19 protein-coding genes and 1 pseudogene are annotated in these 16469 nt (G+C 68.8%); 7 read left to right on the top strand and 13 right to left on the bottom strand.

Features of this window, described 5'->3' with window-relative positions; translation table 11 throughout:
• Nucleotides 1-45: 45 nt before the first annotated feature.
• The 5 genes from A5702_RS23725 to A5702_RS23705 are packed head-to-tail and all read right to left on the bottom strand — an operon-like array spanning nucleotide 46 to nucleotide 4580.
• Entirely contained in the window at nucleotides 46-981 is a 936-nt protein-coding gene (locus tag A5702_RS23725; RefSeq protein WP_068224359.1) for an SAM-dependent methyltransferase, read from the bottom strand.
• Nucleotides 981-1913 (bottom strand): class I SAM-dependent methyltransferase, encoded by a 933-nt coding sequence (locus A5702_RS23720; RefSeq protein WP_156669729.1) that lies wholly within the window; start codon nucleotides 1911-1913, stop codon nucleotides 981-983. Before A5702_RS23720 ends, A5702_RS23725 begins: the two co-directional genes overlap by 1 nt.
• A 33-nt stretch (nucleotides 1914-1946) precedes the next feature.
• A complete protein-coding gene (locus A5702_RS23715) occupies nucleotides 1947-2888 on the bottom strand; it encodes a class I SAM-dependent methyltransferase (protein ID WP_068224349.1) in 942 nt (313 codons plus the stop codon).
• A gap of 55 nt (nucleotides 2889-2943) precedes the next feature.
• The gene (locus A5702_RS23710; protein ID WP_068224345.1) at nucleotides 2944-3594 is read right to left on the bottom strand and encodes a TetR/AcrR family transcriptional regulator; all 651 of its coding nucleotides are present in this window, start codon (nucleotides 3592-3594) and stop codon (nucleotides 2944-2946) included.
• A gap of 2 nt (nucleotides 3595-3596) precedes the next feature.
• Nucleotides 3597-4580 (bottom strand): pirin family protein, encoded by a 984-nt coding sequence (locus tag A5702_RS23705; RefSeq protein WP_068224343.1) that lies wholly within the window; start codon nucleotides 4578-4580, stop codon nucleotides 3597-3599.
• A 112-nt stretch (nucleotides 4581-4692) separates the two neighbouring features.
• Here A5702_RS23705 and A5702_RS23700 point away from each other — a divergent pair, with 112 nt between their 5' ends.
• Complete coding sequence (locus A5702_RS23700) at nucleotides 4693-6144, top strand: chloride channel protein (protein ID WP_156669728.1); 1452 nt, start codon at nucleotides 4693-4695, stop codon at nucleotides 6142-6144.
• Here A5702_RS23700 and dps read toward each other — a convergent pair.
• A complete protein-coding gene (gene dps / locus A5702_RS23695; RefSeq protein ID WP_055404639.1) occupies nucleotides 6141-6686 on the bottom strand; it encodes a DNA starvation/stationary phase protection protein Dps in 546 nt (181 codons plus the stop codon). The genes A5702_RS23700 and dps overlap by 4 nt on opposite strands.
• A gap of 94 nt (nucleotides 6687-6780) precedes the next feature.
• Entirely contained in the window at nucleotides 6781-7692 is a 912-nt protein-coding gene (locus A5702_RS23690) for a DNA-3-methyladenine glycosylase (protein WP_055404638.1), read from the bottom strand.
• Nucleotides 7693-7743: 51 nt separating this feature from the next.
• On the opposite strand from A5702_RS23690, the gene A5702_RS23685 reads away from it, so the two are divergent.
• Nucleotides 7744-8142, top strand: a complete 399-nt coding sequence (locus tag A5702_RS23685) for a nuclear transport factor 2 family protein (RefSeq protein ID WP_055404637.1) — start codon at nucleotides 7744-7746, stop codon at nucleotides 8140-8142.
• Here the strand turns inward: A5702_RS23685 and A5702_RS23680 are convergent.
• From A5702_RS23680 to A5702_RS23670, 3 genes are all read right to left on the bottom strand, one after another.
• Nucleotides 8139-8519 (bottom strand): DUF427 domain-containing protein, encoded by a 381-nt coding sequence (locus tag A5702_RS23680; RefSeq protein WP_055404636.1) that lies wholly within the window; start codon nucleotides 8517-8519, stop codon nucleotides 8139-8141. The genes A5702_RS23685 and A5702_RS23680 overlap by 4 nt on opposite strands.
• Before the next feature lie 65 nt (nucleotides 8520-8584).
• Complete coding sequence (locus A5702_RS23675) at nucleotides 8585-9610, bottom strand: NAD-dependent epimerase/dehydratase family protein (RefSeq protein ID WP_067822582.1); 1026 nt, start codon at nucleotides 9608-9610, stop codon at nucleotides 8585-8587.
• Nucleotides 9611-10114 carry a nuclear transport factor 2 family protein gene (locus A5702_RS23670; RefSeq protein ID WP_067822579.1) on the bottom strand — a complete coding sequence of 168 codons (504 nt, stop codon included), beginning with the start codon at nucleotides 10112-10114 and terminating at the stop codon, nucleotides 9611-9613.
• A 90-nt stretch (nucleotides 10115-10204) separates the two neighbouring features.
• Here A5702_RS23670 and msrA point away from each other — a divergent pair, with 90 nt between their 5' ends.
• The gene (gene msrA, locus A5702_RS23665) at nucleotides 10205-10717 is read left to right on the top strand and encodes a peptide-methionine (S)-S-oxide reductase MsrA (protein ID WP_055404633.1); all 513 of its coding nucleotides are present in this window, start codon (nucleotides 10205-10207) and stop codon (nucleotides 10715-10717) included.
• 10 nt (nucleotides 10718-10727) lie between these two features.
• On the opposite strand, the gene A5702_RS23660 is transcribed toward msrA, so the two are convergent.
• Nucleotides 10728-12053, bottom strand: coding sequence for a cytochrome P450 (locus tag A5702_RS23660; RefSeq protein ID WP_068224341.1), 1326 nt, complete (start codon nucleotides 12051-12053; stop codon nucleotides 10728-10730).
• A gap of 161 nt (nucleotides 12054-12214) precedes the next feature.
• On the opposite strand from A5702_RS23660, the gene A5702_RS23655 reads away from it, so the two are divergent.
• Nucleotides 12215-12793 (top strand): TetR/AcrR family transcriptional regulator, encoded by a 579-nt coding sequence (locus A5702_RS23655; protein WP_156349660.1) that lies wholly within the window; start codon nucleotides 12215-12217, stop codon nucleotides 12791-12793.
• Nucleotides 12794-12841: 48 nt separating this feature from the next.
• A complete protein-coding gene (locus A5702_RS23650) occupies nucleotides 12842-13054 on the top strand; it encodes a molybdopterin-binding protein (protein ID WP_055404630.1) in 213 nt (70 codons plus the stop codon).
• A 12-nt stretch (nucleotides 13055-13066) separates the two neighbouring features.
• Here the strand turns inward: A5702_RS23650 and A5702_RS23645 are convergent, their stop codons facing one another.
• Complete coding sequence (locus A5702_RS23645) at nucleotides 13067-13957, bottom strand: alpha/beta fold hydrolase (RefSeq protein WP_068224339.1); 891 nt, start codon at nucleotides 13955-13957, stop codon at nucleotides 13067-13069.
• Between the two features lie 29 nt (nucleotides 13958-13986).
• Nucleotides 13987-15222, bottom strand: a complete 1236-nt coding sequence (locus A5702_RS23640; protein WP_068224336.1) for a sulfotransferase — start codon at nucleotides 15220-15222, stop codon at nucleotides 13987-13989.
• 28 nt (nucleotides 15223-15250) lie between these two features.
• Between A5702_RS23640 and A5702_RS23635 the strand changes: the two genes are divergently transcribed.
• On the top strand, nucleotides 15251-15826 hold the full coding sequence (locus A5702_RS23635) for a TetR/AcrR family transcriptional regulator (RefSeq protein WP_067822570.1): 576 nt from the start codon (nucleotides 15251-15253) through the stop codon (nucleotides 15824-15826).
• A pseudogene (locus A5702_RS23630) lies at nucleotides 15823-16469 on the top strand (hypothetical protein); the annotation flags it as partial. The gene A5702_RS23635 and the pseudogene A5702_RS23630, both read left to right, overlap by 4 nt.

Below are 16469 nucleotides of genomic sequence, written 5' to 3'. Positions count from 1 at the left end.
ACCATCCGGTTGGGAGAGCAGTAGAAAGGCTCTGGCTGCGGCAGCTCAGGGTTTGGTAGCGGTCACATAGGTGACCACAAACGGCCGGCCCTCGGGCTGCGGGTCGCGTCCCAGCCGGAGCGCCTCTTCGTGCCCGTCCACCACCCCGGTGCTCCAGCCGTGGGCCGTGAACCAGTCCGCGCAGTCGGGCCGCTCCCCGTCCTCGAACCACAGGTCGAACGGGTTGAACGAGATGTCTTGGCCGCGTGCCTCGCGCTTGGCGCGCAGTTCGGCGAACCTCGCCTCGGCTTCGCGGCGCTTGGCCGGGTCGATGCCGAAGTTCTCGACCGAGACGCGGCTGCCCGGCGCGCTCAGCCCGTCGATCGCGACGAACAGGCGTTCTTGCGCCGCGGCCGGCAGGAACGGCAACAACCCTTCGGCCAGCCACGCCGTCGGCTGGCCGGCGTCAAAACCCTTGTCGCGCAACGCCTGTGGCCAGTCATGGCGCAAGTCGGCGGGTACCGGCCGCAGGTCGGCGGCCGGCGTGGCGCCGCAGTCGGCGAGCGTCTCGGTCTTGTACTCGAGCACCTTGGGCAGATCGATCTCGTACACGACGGTGCCGGCCGGCCAATCCAGCCGGTAGGCGCGGGAATCGAGCCCGGCGGCCAGCAGCACCACCTGCCGGATGCCGGCCTGGGCGGCGGCGGCGAAGTACGCATCGAAGAAATGGGTCCGCACCGCCTGCGAGTCGATCATGTTCTGGGCGCGGACCGAGTAGTCCCCGTCTCCCGGGTCGTCATCGCCGTCCGGTTCCGTCCACCACGCGGCCACCTGCTCGCGGACTCCGGCCAGTTCGGGTGTGGAGACCAGCGGCTCGGCGAACGGGTCGCGGATGAGTGGTTGGTCGCTGGCGGTCTCGGCGGCGCGGGCCAGGGCGACCATGACGGCGGTCGCTCCGACGCTGGTGGCGATGTCCCAGGAGTCGTCCAGCGAGCGCGGCATTACAGCCGCTCGGCGATGACGAAGTCGGAGAACGCGTCCGTGTCGTCGGCCATCGGGATGTTCTCGATCAGGCGACCCAGCCGGCGCATCGCGTCGATCGAATGCTCGGCCGTCGCGCGCCAGCCGTGTTCGTCGAGCCACTTCGCGACGTCGGCGCGGTGGTCGTCGCGGTACATCAGCTCCCCGACGTCGACGGTCTGTTCGATGCCGAGCTCGTCGGCGACCTTCCGGAACCGCTCGCGCATCTGCTGCCGGCGCTCGTCGGCGTGATTGGGTGCAGTTTCGGCCGACACCCGGCTGCCGGCCGGGCTCAGCTCGCCGATCAGGGTGAAGAGCCGGTCCTGCGCCTCGGCGGGCAGGTACATCAGCAGGCCCTCGGCCAGCCAGGCCGTCCGGGCCGTCGGGTCGAAGCCCGCGGCGCGCAGCGCGGCCGGCCAGTCCTGCCGCAGGTCGATGGCCACCTCGCGGCGCTCCGCCGACGGGGTCACGCCGTTTTCGGCCAGCGTGGTGGACTTGTACGCCAGCACCTCGGGCTGGTCCAGCTCGTACACCGTGGTGCCGGCCGGCCACTCCAGGCGGTAGGCGCGCGAGTCCAGGCCCGAGGCCAGGATGACCACCTGCCGGATCCCGGCGGCGACGGCGTCTTTGAAGTAGGTGTCGAAGAAGTGCGTGCGCACCGCCTGATAGCTGCGCATGTGCTCGAGGTGCGCGGCGGAGTCGGCGTCGAGGGCCTCGATCTTGGCCGCCACCTCGGGGTCGAGCATGTGCTCCCACAGCACCCCGGCACCGGCATTGGTGACCAGCAGTTTGGCGTACGGATCGCGGATGAGGGCGTCGGGCCGCTCAGTTTCCACCGCCCGGGCGGCGGCCACCATCACCGCGGTGCTGCCGACACTGGTCTTGATGTCCCAGGTGTCATCGTGCGTGCGCAATGAGCTCATCGGGTTGCTCCTCGGGTGTGAAAGTCAGTCGGTCGGCTCCCCGAGACGCGCCCGCAGCAGCATGCTGCGCACCGCTTCCTCGGTGAGGTCTTCGGGTACCGGGCGGCCCAGGCGGGCCATCTCCTCGCGGTTGTCCACGATCTGCACCTGCCAGCCGTGGTCGGTCAGCCATCGGGCCGCATCGGAACGGTCCGGCTCGTGATACGTCAGCGCCTGGACGTTGACGTCCAGGCCGAGCCGCTCGCGCATCCGCTGCCAGCGCGCCGAATTGCTGCGCGAGTTCATGCCGAACGCCTCGATGGCCACCTGGCTGCCCGGGGCGCTGAGCGCGGTGAACATCTCGAACAGCCGGTCCTGCGCGTCGCTCGGCAGGTAGGGCAGCAAGCCCTCGGCCAGCCAGGCGGTCGGTTGCGCGCGGTCGAATCCCGCGGCGGCCAGGGCCGCCGGCCAGTCGTCGCGCAGGTCGACCGGAACCGGGCGGCGGTGGGCGCTCGGGGCCGCCCCATGCTGCTGCAGGACGCCCGCCTTGTACTCGAGCACCTTGGGCTGGTCGATCTCGTACACCGCGGTGCCGGCCGGCCAGTCGAGGCGGTAGGCCCTCGAGTCCAGGCCGGCGGCCAGGATGACCACCTGCCGGATGCCGGCCCGGGCGGCGCTGTCGAAGTACTCGTCGAAGAAGTGGGTGCGCACGGCCTGGTAGTCGATGCCGATGCGATGCGCGCGCCGCCCGTGGTCGTCGCCCTCGAGCCAGCCCAGTTCGGGGTCGGCGAGGCGGGCCCAGGCCGGACCGGCCGACGCGACCAATATCGGCGCGAACTCGTCGCGGATCAGCGGGTCGCTCCCGGCGGTCTCGGCCGCGCGTGCCGCCGCGACGCCCAGGGCGGTGGCACCGACGAGTTCGGTGATGGCCCAGCTGTCGCCGGCGGATCTCAAGGAGGGCGGTAACGACGCGTCCAGATCAGTCATGACCCGACCATGTTACCGGGATAAGTTAGTTAGCCTATACGCTTTGTGCGCAACTTCACTGCACGTCCGGCTGGGACTCGGGGCGTTGCAGCGCTCCTTCGACGAGCCGGCGCAACACTCCGGTGATGGCGAGCAGGGCCTCGGGGCTCTGGACGTAGCCCGCGTACAAACCCACCCCGCACATCAGGACGAGTAGCGCCTCGGTCAGCGCCGTCGCATCGACGTCGGGGGCGATCTCGCCGCGCTTGATGGCATCCTTGGTGACCCGGGTGAGAAAGTCCCGCGCGATTCGCACGGAGTCGTTTTCGGTGGTGTTCCATTCCGGGTGGCGCTGAGACTCGAGCACGCCGGTGATGATCAGGGCCGACCCGGCGGGATTCTCGTTATTGGCGCGCACCGCGGAGGTGATGAATGCCGTCAGCTGGCCGGCCAGCGTCGTTTCCCGGTCCGCCTCTTTTATGCCGACACCGATGACGGCTTCGTTGGTCTGGTCCAGTACTTCGCGATACAGGGCGCGCTTGCTCGAGAAGTAATGGTTGATAGCCGGCCGGGTCAGATCGGCGCGGGCCGCGATCGCCTGGAAGGTCGCGCCGTCGTAGCCACGTTCGCTGAACACCAGGCGGGCGGCCTGCATGATTCGCTGTCGCGTCTCGTCCGCTTTCGCGGCAGGGGGGCGTCCTGGCCTGCGGCTCACCCCTGACGACATCGTTAAAGTGTGCCATCGCCCCGGTGCGGCATTAGCGCATTTGGCGGAATGCTCCCGAATTTGCCGGCCTGATAGTCCTGCACCGCCTCGGCCAATTCCGCCCGCGAGTTCATCACGAAAGGCCCGTAATGGAATACGGGCTCGCGAATGGGTTGGCCGCCCAGCAGCAGCACGTCCATCGCCGTCGTCCGCGACGATTCCTGCACTCGATTGGCGCCCAGGGTGATTCGGTCACCGGGGCCGAGCACCGCCAATTGGCCCGCGCGAATCGGGTGAGCGACCGGGCCGACGTATCCGCCGCCGGACAACACGTAGACCAACGCGTTGAAATCGCGGCGCCACGGCAGGCTGAGCCGCCCGCCGTTTTCAATCGTGGCGTGCGCGAGCGTGATCGGCGTGTGGGTGATGCCCGGACCTCGATGGCCGTCGACCTCGCCGGCGATGATGCGGACCAGCGCCCCGCCGTCGTCGGAGGCGATCAGCCTCGCGTCGGTGCCCTCGATGGCCTGATAACGGGGCGGTGCGAACTTGTCTCGCTTGGGCAGGTTCACCCACAGCTGGATGCCGTGAAACAGGCCCCCGCTTTCGACCAGTTCGGCGGGTGGCGTCTCGATGTGCAGGATCCCGGACCCGGCGGTCATCCACTGGGTCGCACCGTCGGTGATCAGGCCGCCACCACCGTGGGAGTCCTGGTGGGCGAACTTGCCGTCGATCATGTAGGTGACCGTCTCGAACCCGCGGTGCGGGTGCCAGTCCGTGCCCCTCGGCTCGCCCGGCTCGTAGTCCACCTCACCCATCTGATCCATGTGCACGAAGGGATCCAGGGCCGCGGCGCTCACCCCGGCGAAGGCGCGGACGACGGGAAAGCCCTCGCCCTCGTAGCCGCGCGGCCCGGTGGTGATCGACCGCACGGGGCGTTCGGTCTCGGTGGGGCCGGCGGCGCCGACGCGTGGCAATGTCAGCGTGTTTGCGGTGATGGCGGGCATGTGACCTCCGTGAGTTTGAACTACCCCTATAACCGGACCGCGGTCCAGTTATTCCCCCGCGGCGCCGCCGTGGCGCTGCATAAGATGACTTGGTGCTTGCGGAACCCGCGCCGTGACCGAACAAGCGGATGGCGAACCACAGCCCACCGAGGCGCCGGTGGCATCGGCTCCCGGGGCGGGCGGCCGATTCGGGGCGTCGATCAGGAAGTCCGGCTACCTGCAGAAGTGGTTGCTGCTGGGCGTCACGATCGGTTTCGTCGCCGGCCTGGGAGCCGTCGTCTTCTACCTGGGCCTCAAGTACACCGGCGAGTTTCTGCTCGGCTACCTGGGCGGCTACCACATCCCGACACCCGTGGGCGAGGGCGGCGGCCGGGGTGACCCCGGGTTTCACCGCGCGTGGGCGATCCCGTTGGTGACGACGGGAGGGGCGTTGCTCTCGGCGTTCTTGGTCGCCAAGTTCGCCCCCGAGGCCACGGGCCACGGCACGGACCAAGCCATCGAGGCCGTGCACGGCGATCCGCGTGCCATCCGCTTCCGGGCGGTGCTGGTGAAGATGGTGGCCAGCGCCCTGACCATCGGGTCGGGCGGTTCGGCCGGCCGCGAGGGGCCGACGGCCCAGATCTCGGCCGGCTTCTGCTCCTTGCTCGCGCGGCGGCTCCACCTGTCCGACGAGGACGGCCGGATCGCGGTGGCGCTGGGCATCGGCGCCGGCATCGGGGCGATCTTCGCGGCGCCGCTCGGCGGGGCGGTCCTGGCGGCGTCGATCACCTACCGCGACGACTTCGACTATCGCTGCCTGTTGCCCGGGTTCATCACGTCCGGCACGGCCTACGCCGTACTCGGCGCCTTCCTCGGTTTCGATCCGCTATTCGGCTACATCGACGCCGAGTACCGCTTCGAGCGGGCGTGGCCGCTGCTGTGGTTCGTGGTCATCGGCCTGGCCGCCTTCGCGGTCGGCTACCTTTACGCCCGCACCTTCCACGCCGCGGTGCGGCTCACCCGGCGGCTGCCGGGCGGCCCGGTGCTCAAACCGGCGATCGGCGGACTGCTGGTCGGACTCCTGGGCCTGCTGATCCCCCAGATCCTCAGCAGCGGCTACGGCTGGGCGCAGCTGGCGGCCGACCGCCGGTCCCTGCTGGCCATCCCGTTGTGGATCGTCGTCGTGCTGCCGATCGCGAAGATCGTCGCCACGTCGCTGTCGATCGGCACCGGTGGATCCGGCGGGCTGTTCGGGCCCGGGATCGTGATCGGCGCCTTCGTCGGGGCGGCCGTGTGGCGGCTCGGCGAGGGTCTGGCGCTGCCGGGCGTGCCGCACGAGCCGGGCGTGTTCGTCGTCGTCGGGATGATGACGTGCTTCGGCAGCGTCGCCCGGGCGCCGCTCGCCATCATGATCATGGTCGCCGAGATGACCGGTTCGTTCTCGGTGGTGCCCGGGGCGATTCTGTCCGTCGGCATCGCGGCGTTGTTGATGTCGCGCACCAACGTCACGATCTACGAGGCGCAGCGCCTGAACCGCGAGACCGCCGCGGCCGAGCGCGAAGGCCGGGTCGAGGACGGCCGCTAGGACTCGCGGGCGCTGCTGGCGGCGTCCTTCTCGGTGCTCGAGCCCTGGTGGGTCAGCTTCCCGCCCGCGCTCTCCAGGTGCGCCCGGACGAACCACTGGAACTTCTCCAGGTTCCCGGCCTGATCGATCAACAGGTCCTGGGTGACGGGGTCGAGCTCCTCGGTCTCCTCGATGTACTTGCGGATGTCCTCGATCACGCCGGTGTAGACGAGGTCCAACGCGGCCAGATGGGCCTGGACGGTGTCGCGGCCGACCGAATAGTCGTCCCAGGTGCGGTCTTTGATGATCGCCCCGGGCGTGCCCTGCGGTGATCCGCCGAGGGCCGCGATGCGTTCGGCGACGTCGTCGGCGAAACCGCGAACCGCCTCCACCTGCGGGTCGATCATCTCGTGAACACCAATGAAGTTGGGCCCCACCACATTCCAGTGCACATGCTTCAGCGTCAGGTGAAGATCGTTGTAAGTGCTCAGTTGTTTCTGCAGCAGTTCGGTCAGCCGCGCTCCCTGTTTGTCGGTGAGCCCCGGGATGGTGAACTGTGTCATCGATTTCCTCCGTTTCAAACACGGTCACGTCTTCGACAGTGGTTACCCGATGGCCGTTGCTGAAAACGCGGCCCCGGCGAGGCCATGACCACGTTTAGAGCTCGCTGATGTGTTGCACCGGTAGCCGGGCGCCGCGGCGCGGTTCGTACGCCAGCCCGCTGGCCTCCAGCAACCGCACCACCCGGTGGCGGTGCGGCCGCATGGGCTCGAGCAGCTCGAGCATGCCGGCGTCGTCGACGGGGCGGCCGACCAGCGTCCAGCCGATCATCTTGGGAACGTGGTAGTCACCCACCGACAGGGCGTCGGCGTCCCCGAACGCCCGCTGCGCCGTTTCGGCGGCGGTCCACTCCCCCACCCCGGGCAACGACATCAACGCCTCGCGCGCCCGCGCGGGCGGGCGGGACGCCAGCCGTTCCAACGAGCCGGCCCGCCGCGCGACGGTCACCACGGTCCGCGCGCGCCCCGGGTCGACATTGGCGCGGTGGAACTCCCACGAGGGAATGTGCCGCCACACCTCGGCCGATGGCGGCACCCGCATCCGCGCGGGCGCCGGTCCCGGCGCCGGTGAGCCGTACTTGGACACCAGCACGCGCCACGACCGGAACGCGTCGGCGCCGGGCACCCGCTGCTCGATGATCGCGGGGATCAGCGCCTCCAGCACCTGCCCGGTGCGGCCCAGGCGCAGGTGCGGGACGCGCCGGTGCGCCGCGGCGACGGTGGGGTCCGACGGCACGAAATCCGACGCGTCGTCCTCGAGGCCCAGCAGCGCGGGAAGCCGCTCGACGAACTCCTGCGCGCCGCCGCCCCACGCCACGCAATGGGCGGCGTTTGCGGCGGCGCGGCTGATCCGGGCGGTGACGGGCCCGCTCTGCAGCAGGCTGGTTCGCCAGATCGTGCCGTCGCCGGACGCCTGGAAGCAGGGGTCACCCGACCCGCGGCGAAGCGGCGCCAACGTGTGCCCGAAACTGACCGCCCCGGGGAACGTGACCGTGCGCTCGCTCTCCACCGACCAACTCTCCGATTGACCGTTAACGATGTGCCAAGTCAATATTGCGATGTGATGACGCCGTTCGATGACCCGCAGGGCGAACTGGCTTGGATGTTCCTACAGAGTACGAGCGATGGCGGCGACCTGGACGAGGGCTTCACGCTGCTCAGTGACGACTTCACCTATTGGACGCTGTTGACGCGCACCTCCTGCGACAAGCAAACCTTCCGCCGTGCGATCGAGCGACGCAAACGCGAGCTCGAGCTGACCATCGACCTGGTGCGCTGCGTCAACGAGGGCGAGACGGTGGTCGTCGAGGCGCAGGCCACCGGCACCACCACCGGCGGCGTCGAGTACGACAGCCCGTTCGTCTGCATCTTCGACACCCGCGACGGGCTGATCGTCTCGATGCGGGTGTACAGCGACACCCAGGCGCACGAGGCCGCGCTGCCCGGGTGGACCTGCTAGGACGGCGACACGCTGATTTCGGCCTTGTTCGGGTAGAACGCGACATGCCCGGCGATCTCGGCGACCGCGGGATAGGGCTGCTCGTAGGTCCAGATCACGTCGGAGACGGTGTCGCCTGCCGAGCTGGTCACGCTGTAGTAGCTGGCGTCGCCCTTGAAGGGGCAGTGCGTGCTGGTGTCGGTGCGGGTCAACCGGTCCTGGGCCACGTCGCTCATCGGAATGTATTGCACCGCAGGCAAAGTGGCTTCGCGCAGTTCCAGGGCGGCCGTCGTGTCGGCGACCAGCTCGCCGTTGACGCGCACCTGGACCCGGCCCCTGGTCGGCTCGATGGTGATCGGGTGGCCGGCGTTGGGTTCCTTGATTTCGGGGTGGCTCATGATCTCCTCCTAGACGCCAATGACGTTTTCAACGCGGGCCGGCGCCCGAGACTTCCCGATCGGCCTTATTCGGGTTGCGCGGCCGGGCTGGCCTTTCGCGGGGTGCGCATGGCGGCCCAGAACCGGGCCGCCTCGCGAATCGATTCCTCGACCGGGCGCGGCTGCCAGCCCAATTCGCGCTTCGCCTTGCTGCTGTCGACCTCGGCCTCGGCGCGCATCATCCGCACCGACGTCAGGCTGAGTTCGGCGTCCTTGCCGGTGAGCCGCGCCTTGAGGGTGCCGGCCGCGGCCAGGGCGTAGAGCATCGGTACGGAGATCGACCGTTGCGGCGGCGGAGTTCCCGCCTCGTCGGCCGCGATGCGCACGACGTCGTTCAGCGCGATCATCCGATCGGACACCAGGTATCGCTCACCGATTCGCCCGTGCTCGGCTGCCAGGATCATGGCCCGCGCGGCGTCGTCGACGCCGACGACCTCCAGCTGGATGCCGTTCATCAAAAAGGGCAGCTTGCCGAACACGGCACCGGCGATGAAGGCGCCGTGCGGGGTGCCGCCCCAGTCACCGCTGCCGTATGTGGTCGACACGCACATCGCGACGGCGGGCAACCCGGCCTCGGCGACGTAGCGCATCACCAGATTCTCGGCCTGCACCCGCGATTGGACGTAGGGGGTCAGCTCGCGGGACCGGATCACGTCCTCTTCGGTCGCGACGTGCCCGTGCCGACGGCCCACCGTCGCGTAGGTGCTCGTGAAGACGAACCTGCGCAGCTGGGGTTGGTTGACGGCGACATCGAGGACGTTGCGCAGGCCGTCGACGTTGGTGCGAAACAGTGGCGCCGGGTCGCGCAACCAGGCGCGGGTGTCCACGACGCAGTAATAGACGTCGTCGACACCGTCCATCGCCTCGCGCAGGGTGGCGTCGTCGAAAACGTCGCCGAGGAAACGGGTCAGCTCGAGGTCGTCGATGGAGCGGGTGTTGGCGTTGGGGCGCACCATGGCCCGCACCTGCGCGCCGTCGGCGACGAGCTGGCGGGTGACGTGGGAACCCAGAAAGCCGTTGGCGCCGATGACCAGCTTGGGTTTGGTGCTCACTTACGATCCTCCGTATTGCCGCATCCAGCGCTCGGCGTCCTCGTCGAGCGTGCCCAGCACCTGCGCCTTGCGGCACCACTTCATCCCCGCGCGCATGAAGCGCAGCGGGTTGTAGATGTCTTCTTCACGGCTCCACTGGCCGTCGCCCGCGTAGGTGATGATCGTGATGTTGGTGGCGCTGATGACGCTGCCGTCGCCGGGGTCGCGCATCGGGTTGTCCAGTTCGAGGATGACCCGCCCGGTGGGCTCGTCGATGACCGACCACAGCGTCGGGAAGGCGACCATGTGGCTGCCCGGGAACGTCGTCATCGTCTGCTTGATCCACTCGCGGACTTCGTCGCGACCCCGCATCGTGCCTGCCGCGTGCTCCACGTATTCGACGTCCGGGGTGTACTGCTCGACCCAGGCGTCCCAGTCCCGGGTTTCGGCGGCCCGGGCCACCGTTGCCTCGAATTTTTCGAAGGCGGCGGACAGTTCACTGCGGGAGAACGAAGGGGTGGTCATGGTGTGCCACTTCCCGAAATCGTCGCGACGTTGCGGCTCATCGGCGGAGTGTAGCCTGGGCGGCACCGAGGCGGGTGAGGAGGACGAGCGATGGCAACCCAAAAGGCGATACTTGCCGGCGGCTGTTTCTGGGGGATGCAAGAACTCATCCGCAAGCAGCCGGGCGTCGTCTCGACCCGGGTCGGCTACAGCGGGGGAGACGTCCCGAACGCGACCTACCGCAATCACGGCACGCACGCCGAGGCCGTCGAGATCGTCTACGACCCGGCGGTCACCGACTATCGGACCATCCTGGAATTCTTTTTCCAGATTCACGATCCGACGACCAAGGACCGCCAGGGCAACGACCGTGGACCCAGTTACCGGTCGGCCATCTTCTACCTCGACGAGGAGCAGAAGCGAATCGCACTGGACACCATCGCCGACGTCGAGGCGTCCGGGCTGTGGCCCGGCAAGGTGGTGACCGAGGTCAGCCCCGCCGGAGATTTCTGGGAGGCCGAACCCGAGCACCAGGACTACCTGCAGCACTACCCGAACGGGTACACCTGCCACTACATCCGTCCGGGTTGGAAACTGCCGCGCCGGGCCACCGCGGACCAGTAGGCCTACCGGCTCAGCGCCGGTGCACCACGATCCGCCCGCCGTCCTTGGGCGTGTAGGCCACGCCCCGGCCGTGCCACCGCTCACCGGGCGCCGTCGTGGCCTCAATGGTGAACTCGCGCAACACCGTTCGCAGCACGACGTCCATCTCCATGTTGGCGAACGCCGCTCCCACGCAGCGGCGGGTGCCGCCGCCGAAGGGTATCCACGCGAAGGCCGACGGCTTGGTCCCGACGTAGCGTTGCGGGTCGAATCGCTCCGGATCTTCGAAGACGTACGGGTTTTCGTGAATCTGGGCGATGCTCACCAGGATTGACTCACCGCGGGGAATGACCCACTCGCCGAGTTGGTAGCGCGGCGGGTAGACCCGCCGGGCGGCGAAATCGATGACCGTCCGCGCCCGTTGGACTTCCAGGATGGCCGCCTGGCGCAGCTCCTGGCCGCCCTCGTCGGCCTCCGCGACCAGCGCCGCCAGCACATCCGGATGCCGCGTCAGCCGCTCGAACGCCCAGCCCAGCGTGGAGGCCGTCGTCTCGTGGCCGGCCGCCAGCAGCGTGAGCAATTCGTCGCCGATGTCCTTGCGGGACATGGCCGAACCGTCTTCGTAGGTACTGCGCAGCATCAACGCGAGCACGTCGCTGCGCTCGTCGAAGTGCGGGTCGGCCCGCTCGGATTCGATCAGCCTGTCGATGACGCCGTCGTACTGGCGGCGCCACTCATCCAGCCGGCCCCACGGCGTGAAGCGGCCGTAACTGCGTTGTGGTTTGGGCATCGTCGCCATCCGCGAGCCCAGCGTGACCCACGGCGGAATGAGCCGGCGCAGCTCGTCGAGTTCGGCGCCTTCGGCCCCGAACACGGCACGCAGGATCGCGTTGAGCGTGATGTGCATCATCGACGGCAGCGTCGCGAAAGGCTCGCCCTCGGGCCAGGTGGCGGTCTCCCGCAACGTCTCCTCTTCGATGATCGCCTCGTACTTCTTCATGCTCTTGCCGTGAAACGGCGGGGCCAGCAACCGCCGCCGGCGGCGATGGTCCTCCCCGTCGAGCGCGAACACCGAGCCGGAGCCGAACAACCGGCTCAGGTTGGGCTGGATGTTGCCGAGCTCGTCGGGGCTGGTGGTGAAGATCTGTTTGGCCAGCTGCGGGTCGGCGACCACCACGACCCGGCCATAGATGGGCAGGTTCAGCGTGAAGACGTCGCCGTGACGGCGGGCCAGCCGCTTGATCATCCCCCGCCGTGACACGGCAAAACCCAGTCCCTGCAACACCTTTGGCAGCCGGGTTGCCGGCGGCATCCGGACGGCGGCGGCCGACGCTGGGGCGGTGACGACTTCACTCATGGCGGGCTGCTCCCCGTATCTGACCCGGATCCGGGCTGGTACCGCGGTGTACCAAATCCTTTCGGAATACGGTACTCTGTGGTACCACACCTGACAAGGGTGCTCTCCCTACCGAAAGGGGCGCCGGCGTGACCCCAGCGGCGACGGCAACGCCTGACGAGGTGGTTCGGGGCGATCCGTTTCGGCTGCGGTTGCTCGACGGCCTGGCCGCCTCGATCGCCGAGCGCGGTTACCGCGCCAGCACGGTCGCCGACATCGTGCGCAACGCCCGCACCTCCAAGCGCACCTTCTACGACCAGTTCGCCAGCAAGGAAGAGTGCTTCCTGGAGCTGTTGCGCGCCGACATCGAGGAACTCGGCGAGAGCATCGCCGCCGCGGTCGACCCCGAGGCCGACTGGCACAAACAGATTCGTCAGGCCGTCGAGGCCTACGTCGCACACATGGAGGCCCGCCCGGCCATCACCTTGAGCATGATCCGCGAGCTCCCGTCGCTGGGCGCCGCCGCCCGCCCCATGCAGCGCCGCGGGCTGCAGCTGCTGTCCAGCCTGCTGATCGACCTCAGCGCCAGCCCCGGATTCCAGCGCGCCGAGCTGCCCCCGCTGACCGCCCCGCTGGCCGTCATCCTGCTGGGCGGCCTGCGCGAATTGACCGCCCTGGCCGTCGAAGACGGAAAACCGGTGCGGGGCATAGTCGAACCGGCCGTCGACGCCTCGATAGCCCTGCTCGGCCCGCGGCACTGAGCGGGCTAGGCTCGATCGCAGACCCTCAACGAGACGGAGGACCTCGCGATGCGGCTATCGACGCGAAACCAGCTCAAAGGAACCATCACCGAGGTCAACCTCGGCACCGTGATGGCGATCGTGAAGGTCAAGCTGGACGGCGGCGACCAGATCGTCACATCCTCCGTCACCAAGGACGCCGCCACGGATCTCGGGCTCGAGGTCGGCCAACCCGCGACCGTGTTCATCAAGTCCACGGAAGTCACCATCGGCGTCGAGTAGCCTTGCGGGGGCCTACTTTTCGGCGCGCAGGAAGCTCCGCACCCGGTCGAGCACCAGCTCCGGGCGCTGGTCGATGATCCAGTGCCCGACGCCGTCGACCAGCTCCACCTCGAAATCGCTGATGTGATCGGCATATCCGTCGGTGAGGTCGGGGGTGATCACCGGGTCCTCGGTGCCCGTCAGCCACCGGACGGGGACGTCCACCCGGGCGTCGTCGTACTCACCGCGCATCCAGCGCAGCATCTCGCCGCCCTGGAAGCTGCGATACCAGCGCGAGCCCGCCTCGGCGTGGCCGGGCTGGCGCATGCACTCGGCGTAGATGCGCAGGTCGTCCTCCGGCAACGCGAAACCGCCACCCACCCATGACCCGAGCAGGCGGCTCGACCGCGAGTTGAGATTGCCGATCATTCGCGGGCCGACGACCGGCAACGAGATCGGGATCTGATACCACAGCCGCCAGATGTTTCGCACCGCCCGCAGATCGCGCTTCACCCAGGGCGCCACCGTGTTGACCCCGAAGAACCCGCTCACCTTTTCCGGGTGGCGCAGCATCATGATGAACGCGGCCGGTCCGCCCCAGTCGTGGGCGACGAGCTTGACCGTCGCAACGCCGAGCCGATCCAGGACGGCCGCCAAATCGTCGGCCATCTCGGCCTTGGTGTAACTCGAGCGAGGCGCCGAGCTCCAGCCGGCGCCACGCAGGTCGGGGCACAGCACGCGATAGCCGTCGGCGGCCAGCGGCCCGATCAGGTTGTGCCATTCCCACCAATTCTGCGGGAAGCCGTGCGTCAGCATGACCGCCGGCCCTTCGGCCGGGCCCGCATCCGCGACGTGGATCGTCACCTCGGGTCCGAGCTCCACATACCTGTGTTCGACACCCTCCAGCGCGGGCATAGTGACCATGAGTTGAGAAGGTAGCGGCCCACGGTGGGTTAGGCCAGGAACCGTTCCACATACGGCGCGAAGCGGCCGCGCAGGTCGGCCTCGTCCAACCCGAACATCTCGCAGGACGTCGCGACGTTGCCCAACCGGCCGCGACGGTGGGCCGCCAGGTAATCGTCGATCGCCGTTCGCGCTTCGGCGGTGAACGGCTCGCCCGCCAGGGCGTACACCCGCTCGGCCACCCCGGTCTCGTTCGCCATGAAGTCGTCGAACCGGATGTCGATCGACCGCTCCGGACCGATGACGTCGCGATCGCGGACGAGCGCGGTCAGCATCTGTTCGAGCCGATCGATCCACGACGCCGCGATCTCTTCCACCGGCACCGGCGAGCGGTGCATGCGCGCGGAGTAGGTGATCATCGCGATCATCGAGAGCGCCACCGGCACGGGATCGCGGTGGGTGAAAACCACGATGGCGCTGGGGAATACGCGGTTGAGTACCGGAACCTGCTCGAGATGCTGGGGCGACTTGAGCAGCCAGCGCCGACCGCCACGCAGGAACTGCATCGCCTTGAGTTGCCGGGCCAGGTATTCATAATGCGGCGTCTGGTCGTGGGCCTGGTAGTAGTCGCGCCAGCGGGGCACGTGCGCCAGCGTCTCGAAGAGCATGGTCGAAAAGTCGTTGGCGAGCAGCTGGATTTCCTCGTGGACGTGCTCGGTGGTCATCTCGTGCATCAGCGGGAAGTGCGGCATCACGGTGTTGATCAGCCCGACCGCGACGTCCATGCGCGCCCGCCGGGGATCCGGCTCGATCCCGGCCTTGGCCGGCAACGGGAACGGCTCGACGCTCTCCCAGTACGGCATGGTGCGGAAGGTGGGCGGCGCCGCCAGCAGGTTGTGCAGGTGGGTGGTGCCGGTGCGGGGCAGGCCGGCGATCACCACCGGCGGCTCCAGCTCGATGTCGTCGATCTCGGGATGCCGGCGCAGCAGGTCGGTCAGCAGCAGGCGGTTCTTGAGCAACTGCAGCAGCTGCCCGTAGAAGTTGACGGTCCCCGCGTCGTGGCGTCCGTCGATATCGCGCAGCGCGGCCAGGTAGACCCCGAGCCGCTCGCGATAGTCCGGCGCGCCGAAATCGGCCAAGCCGGTGTCGGCGGCGGCCCTGGCGTGCAGCGCGTCCGCGTCCAGCGGGCAGTCCGGCGCCAGTGAGGCCATCATGTCGAGCAGTTGCTGCGCCTCGGCGCTGAACCGGGGCTGGGCGAGGTCATCGAGGCGAACGGCATCGGTCACGCCGACTTATGTTACTCTGAGTTTCGTAATGGTAGTGGATTTTGGCCGACCCCGTGACCCTCGCATCGACGGCGCCGTGTTGAGCGCGACCGTCGAGCTGCTCGCCGAGACCGGCTACGCCGGGCTGCTGGTGTCCGCGATCGCCGAGCGCGCCGGTACTTCCAAGCCCGCGATCTACCGGCGCTGGCCGAGCAAGGCGCACCTGGTGCACGAGGCCGTGTTCCCCATCGGTGCCGGGACCGCGTTGCCCGACACCGGGTCGCTGGCCGAGGATCTGCGCGAAATGATTTGTCGCTCAATGGCTTTCCTGACCACGCCGGCGGCCCGGGCGGCCCTGCCCGGGCTGGTGGGCGAGATGGCCGCGGATCCGACCCTGCACTCGGCGCTGCTGGAGCGGTTCGCGGGCATCATCGGCGGCGGCCTGGCCGAGCTGCTGAAGCGCGCCGCGGGCCGCGGCGAGGTCCGGCCGGAGGTGAGCGCCACCGAACTGACGGAGGCCATCGCCGGCATCACCCTCATGGGTTTGCTCACCCGCGTCACCGAGCTCGACGACGCCTGGGTGGACCGCACCACCACGTTGCTCCTGAAGGGAATCAGCGCATGACGCACGAAACGACGGCCGCATGGCAGGAGTTGCTCGGCACCCTCTCCACCCTGGACCGGTCGTTCCTGGAGGGCGAGCGGGCGGTGACCGACGAGCGCCACATCGCCGACGGCTACCGCGCCCTGGCCACGGCGCTGGGCGTCGCCCTGGACGCCTACCTGTTCCCCGAGCCCGGCCGCCCGCAGTTCGTCGCGGTGAACACGCCGTTCCGCCGGGACCGCCGGTGGGGCGGCGACAACACCGACGCCTATTACTTCATGTGCCCGGTGGATCCGCGGCGTCGTTACCGCATCAGCGGCAATCGCGGTGACAGCGTGTACTTTTCAGTGACCGCGTACAACGAACCGTCTCCAGGCGCGTGGTCCGACCGGGTCGTCGCGATCGTCCGCGACAGCGATCTCGACATCGACGCCGACGGTGACTTCGCCTTCGAGCTCGGCCCCATCCCCGACGCCGCCGTGCTGATGACCCGCGACTACCAGGCCGATCCGCTGACGGGGCGCCCCGTCGTCTGGCGCATCGAGGCGCTCGACGAGCCGGACCCGATCCGGCACGGCGACGCCGAGACCGCGGCGAGCCTGCGGGCGGCGACCGCATGGCTGCGCACCATGTTCGCCATCGTCCCGCTGGCGGTCGGCACCCG

It is taken from the genome of Mycobacterium sp. E3339 (assembly GCF_001666915.1).
Lineage (GTDB): Bacteria > Actinomycetota > Actinomycetes > Mycobacteriales > Mycobacteriaceae > Mycobacterium.
The sequence above is the reverse complement of the archived record's forward strand: the minus strand, read 5'-3'. Positions and strand labels throughout refer to the sequence as shown.

Bases quoted from the DNA above. Each gene is read 5' to 3' on its own strand.
- A5702_RS23725 (WP_068224359.1), bottom strand. From the start codon at position 981: ATGCCGCGCTCGCTGGACGACTCCTGGGACATCGCCACCAGCGTCGGA.
- A5702_RS23715 (WP_068224349.1), bottom strand. From the start codon at position 2,888: ATGACTGATCTGGACGCGTCGTTACCGCCCTCCTTGAGATCCGCCGGC.
- A5702_RS23710 (WP_068224345.1), bottom strand. From the start codon at position 3,594: ATGTCGTCAGGGGTGAGCCGCAGGCCAGGACGCCCCCCTGCCGCGAAA.
- A5702_RS23705 (WP_068224343.1), bottom strand. From the start codon at position 4,580: ATGCCCGCCATCACCGCAAACACGCTGACATTGCCACGCGTCGGCGCC.
- dps (WP_055404639.1), bottom strand. From the start codon at position 6,686: ATGACACAGTTCACCATCCCGGGGCTCACCGACAAACAGGGAGCGCGG.
- A5702_RS23680 (WP_055404636.1), bottom strand. From the start codon at position 8,519: ATGAGCCACCCCGAAATCAAGGAACCCAACGCCGGCCACCCGATCACC.
- A5702_RS23670 (WP_067822579.1), bottom strand. From the start codon at position 10,114: ATGACCACCCCTTCGTTCTCCCGCAGTGAACTGTCCGCCGCCTTCGAA.
- msrA (WP_055404633.1), top strand. From the start codon at position 10,205: ATGGCAACCCAAAAGGCGATACTTGCCGGCGGCTGTTTCTGGGGGATG.
- A5702_RS23660 (WP_068224341.1), bottom strand. From the start codon at position 12,053: ATGAGTGAAGTCGTCACCGCCCCAGCGTCGGCCGCCGCCGTCCGGATG.
- A5702_RS23650 (WP_055404630.1), top strand. From the start codon at position 12,842: ATGCGGCTATCGACGCGAAACCAGCTCAAAGGAACCATCACCGAGGTC.
- A5702_RS23645 (WP_068224339.1), bottom strand. From the start codon at position 13,957: ATGGTCACTATGCCCGCGCTGGAGGGTGTCGAACACAGGTATGTGGAG.
- A5702_RS23635 (WP_067822570.1), top strand. From the start codon at position 15,251: ATGGTAGTGGATTTTGGCCGACCCCGTGACCCTCGCATCGACGGCGCC.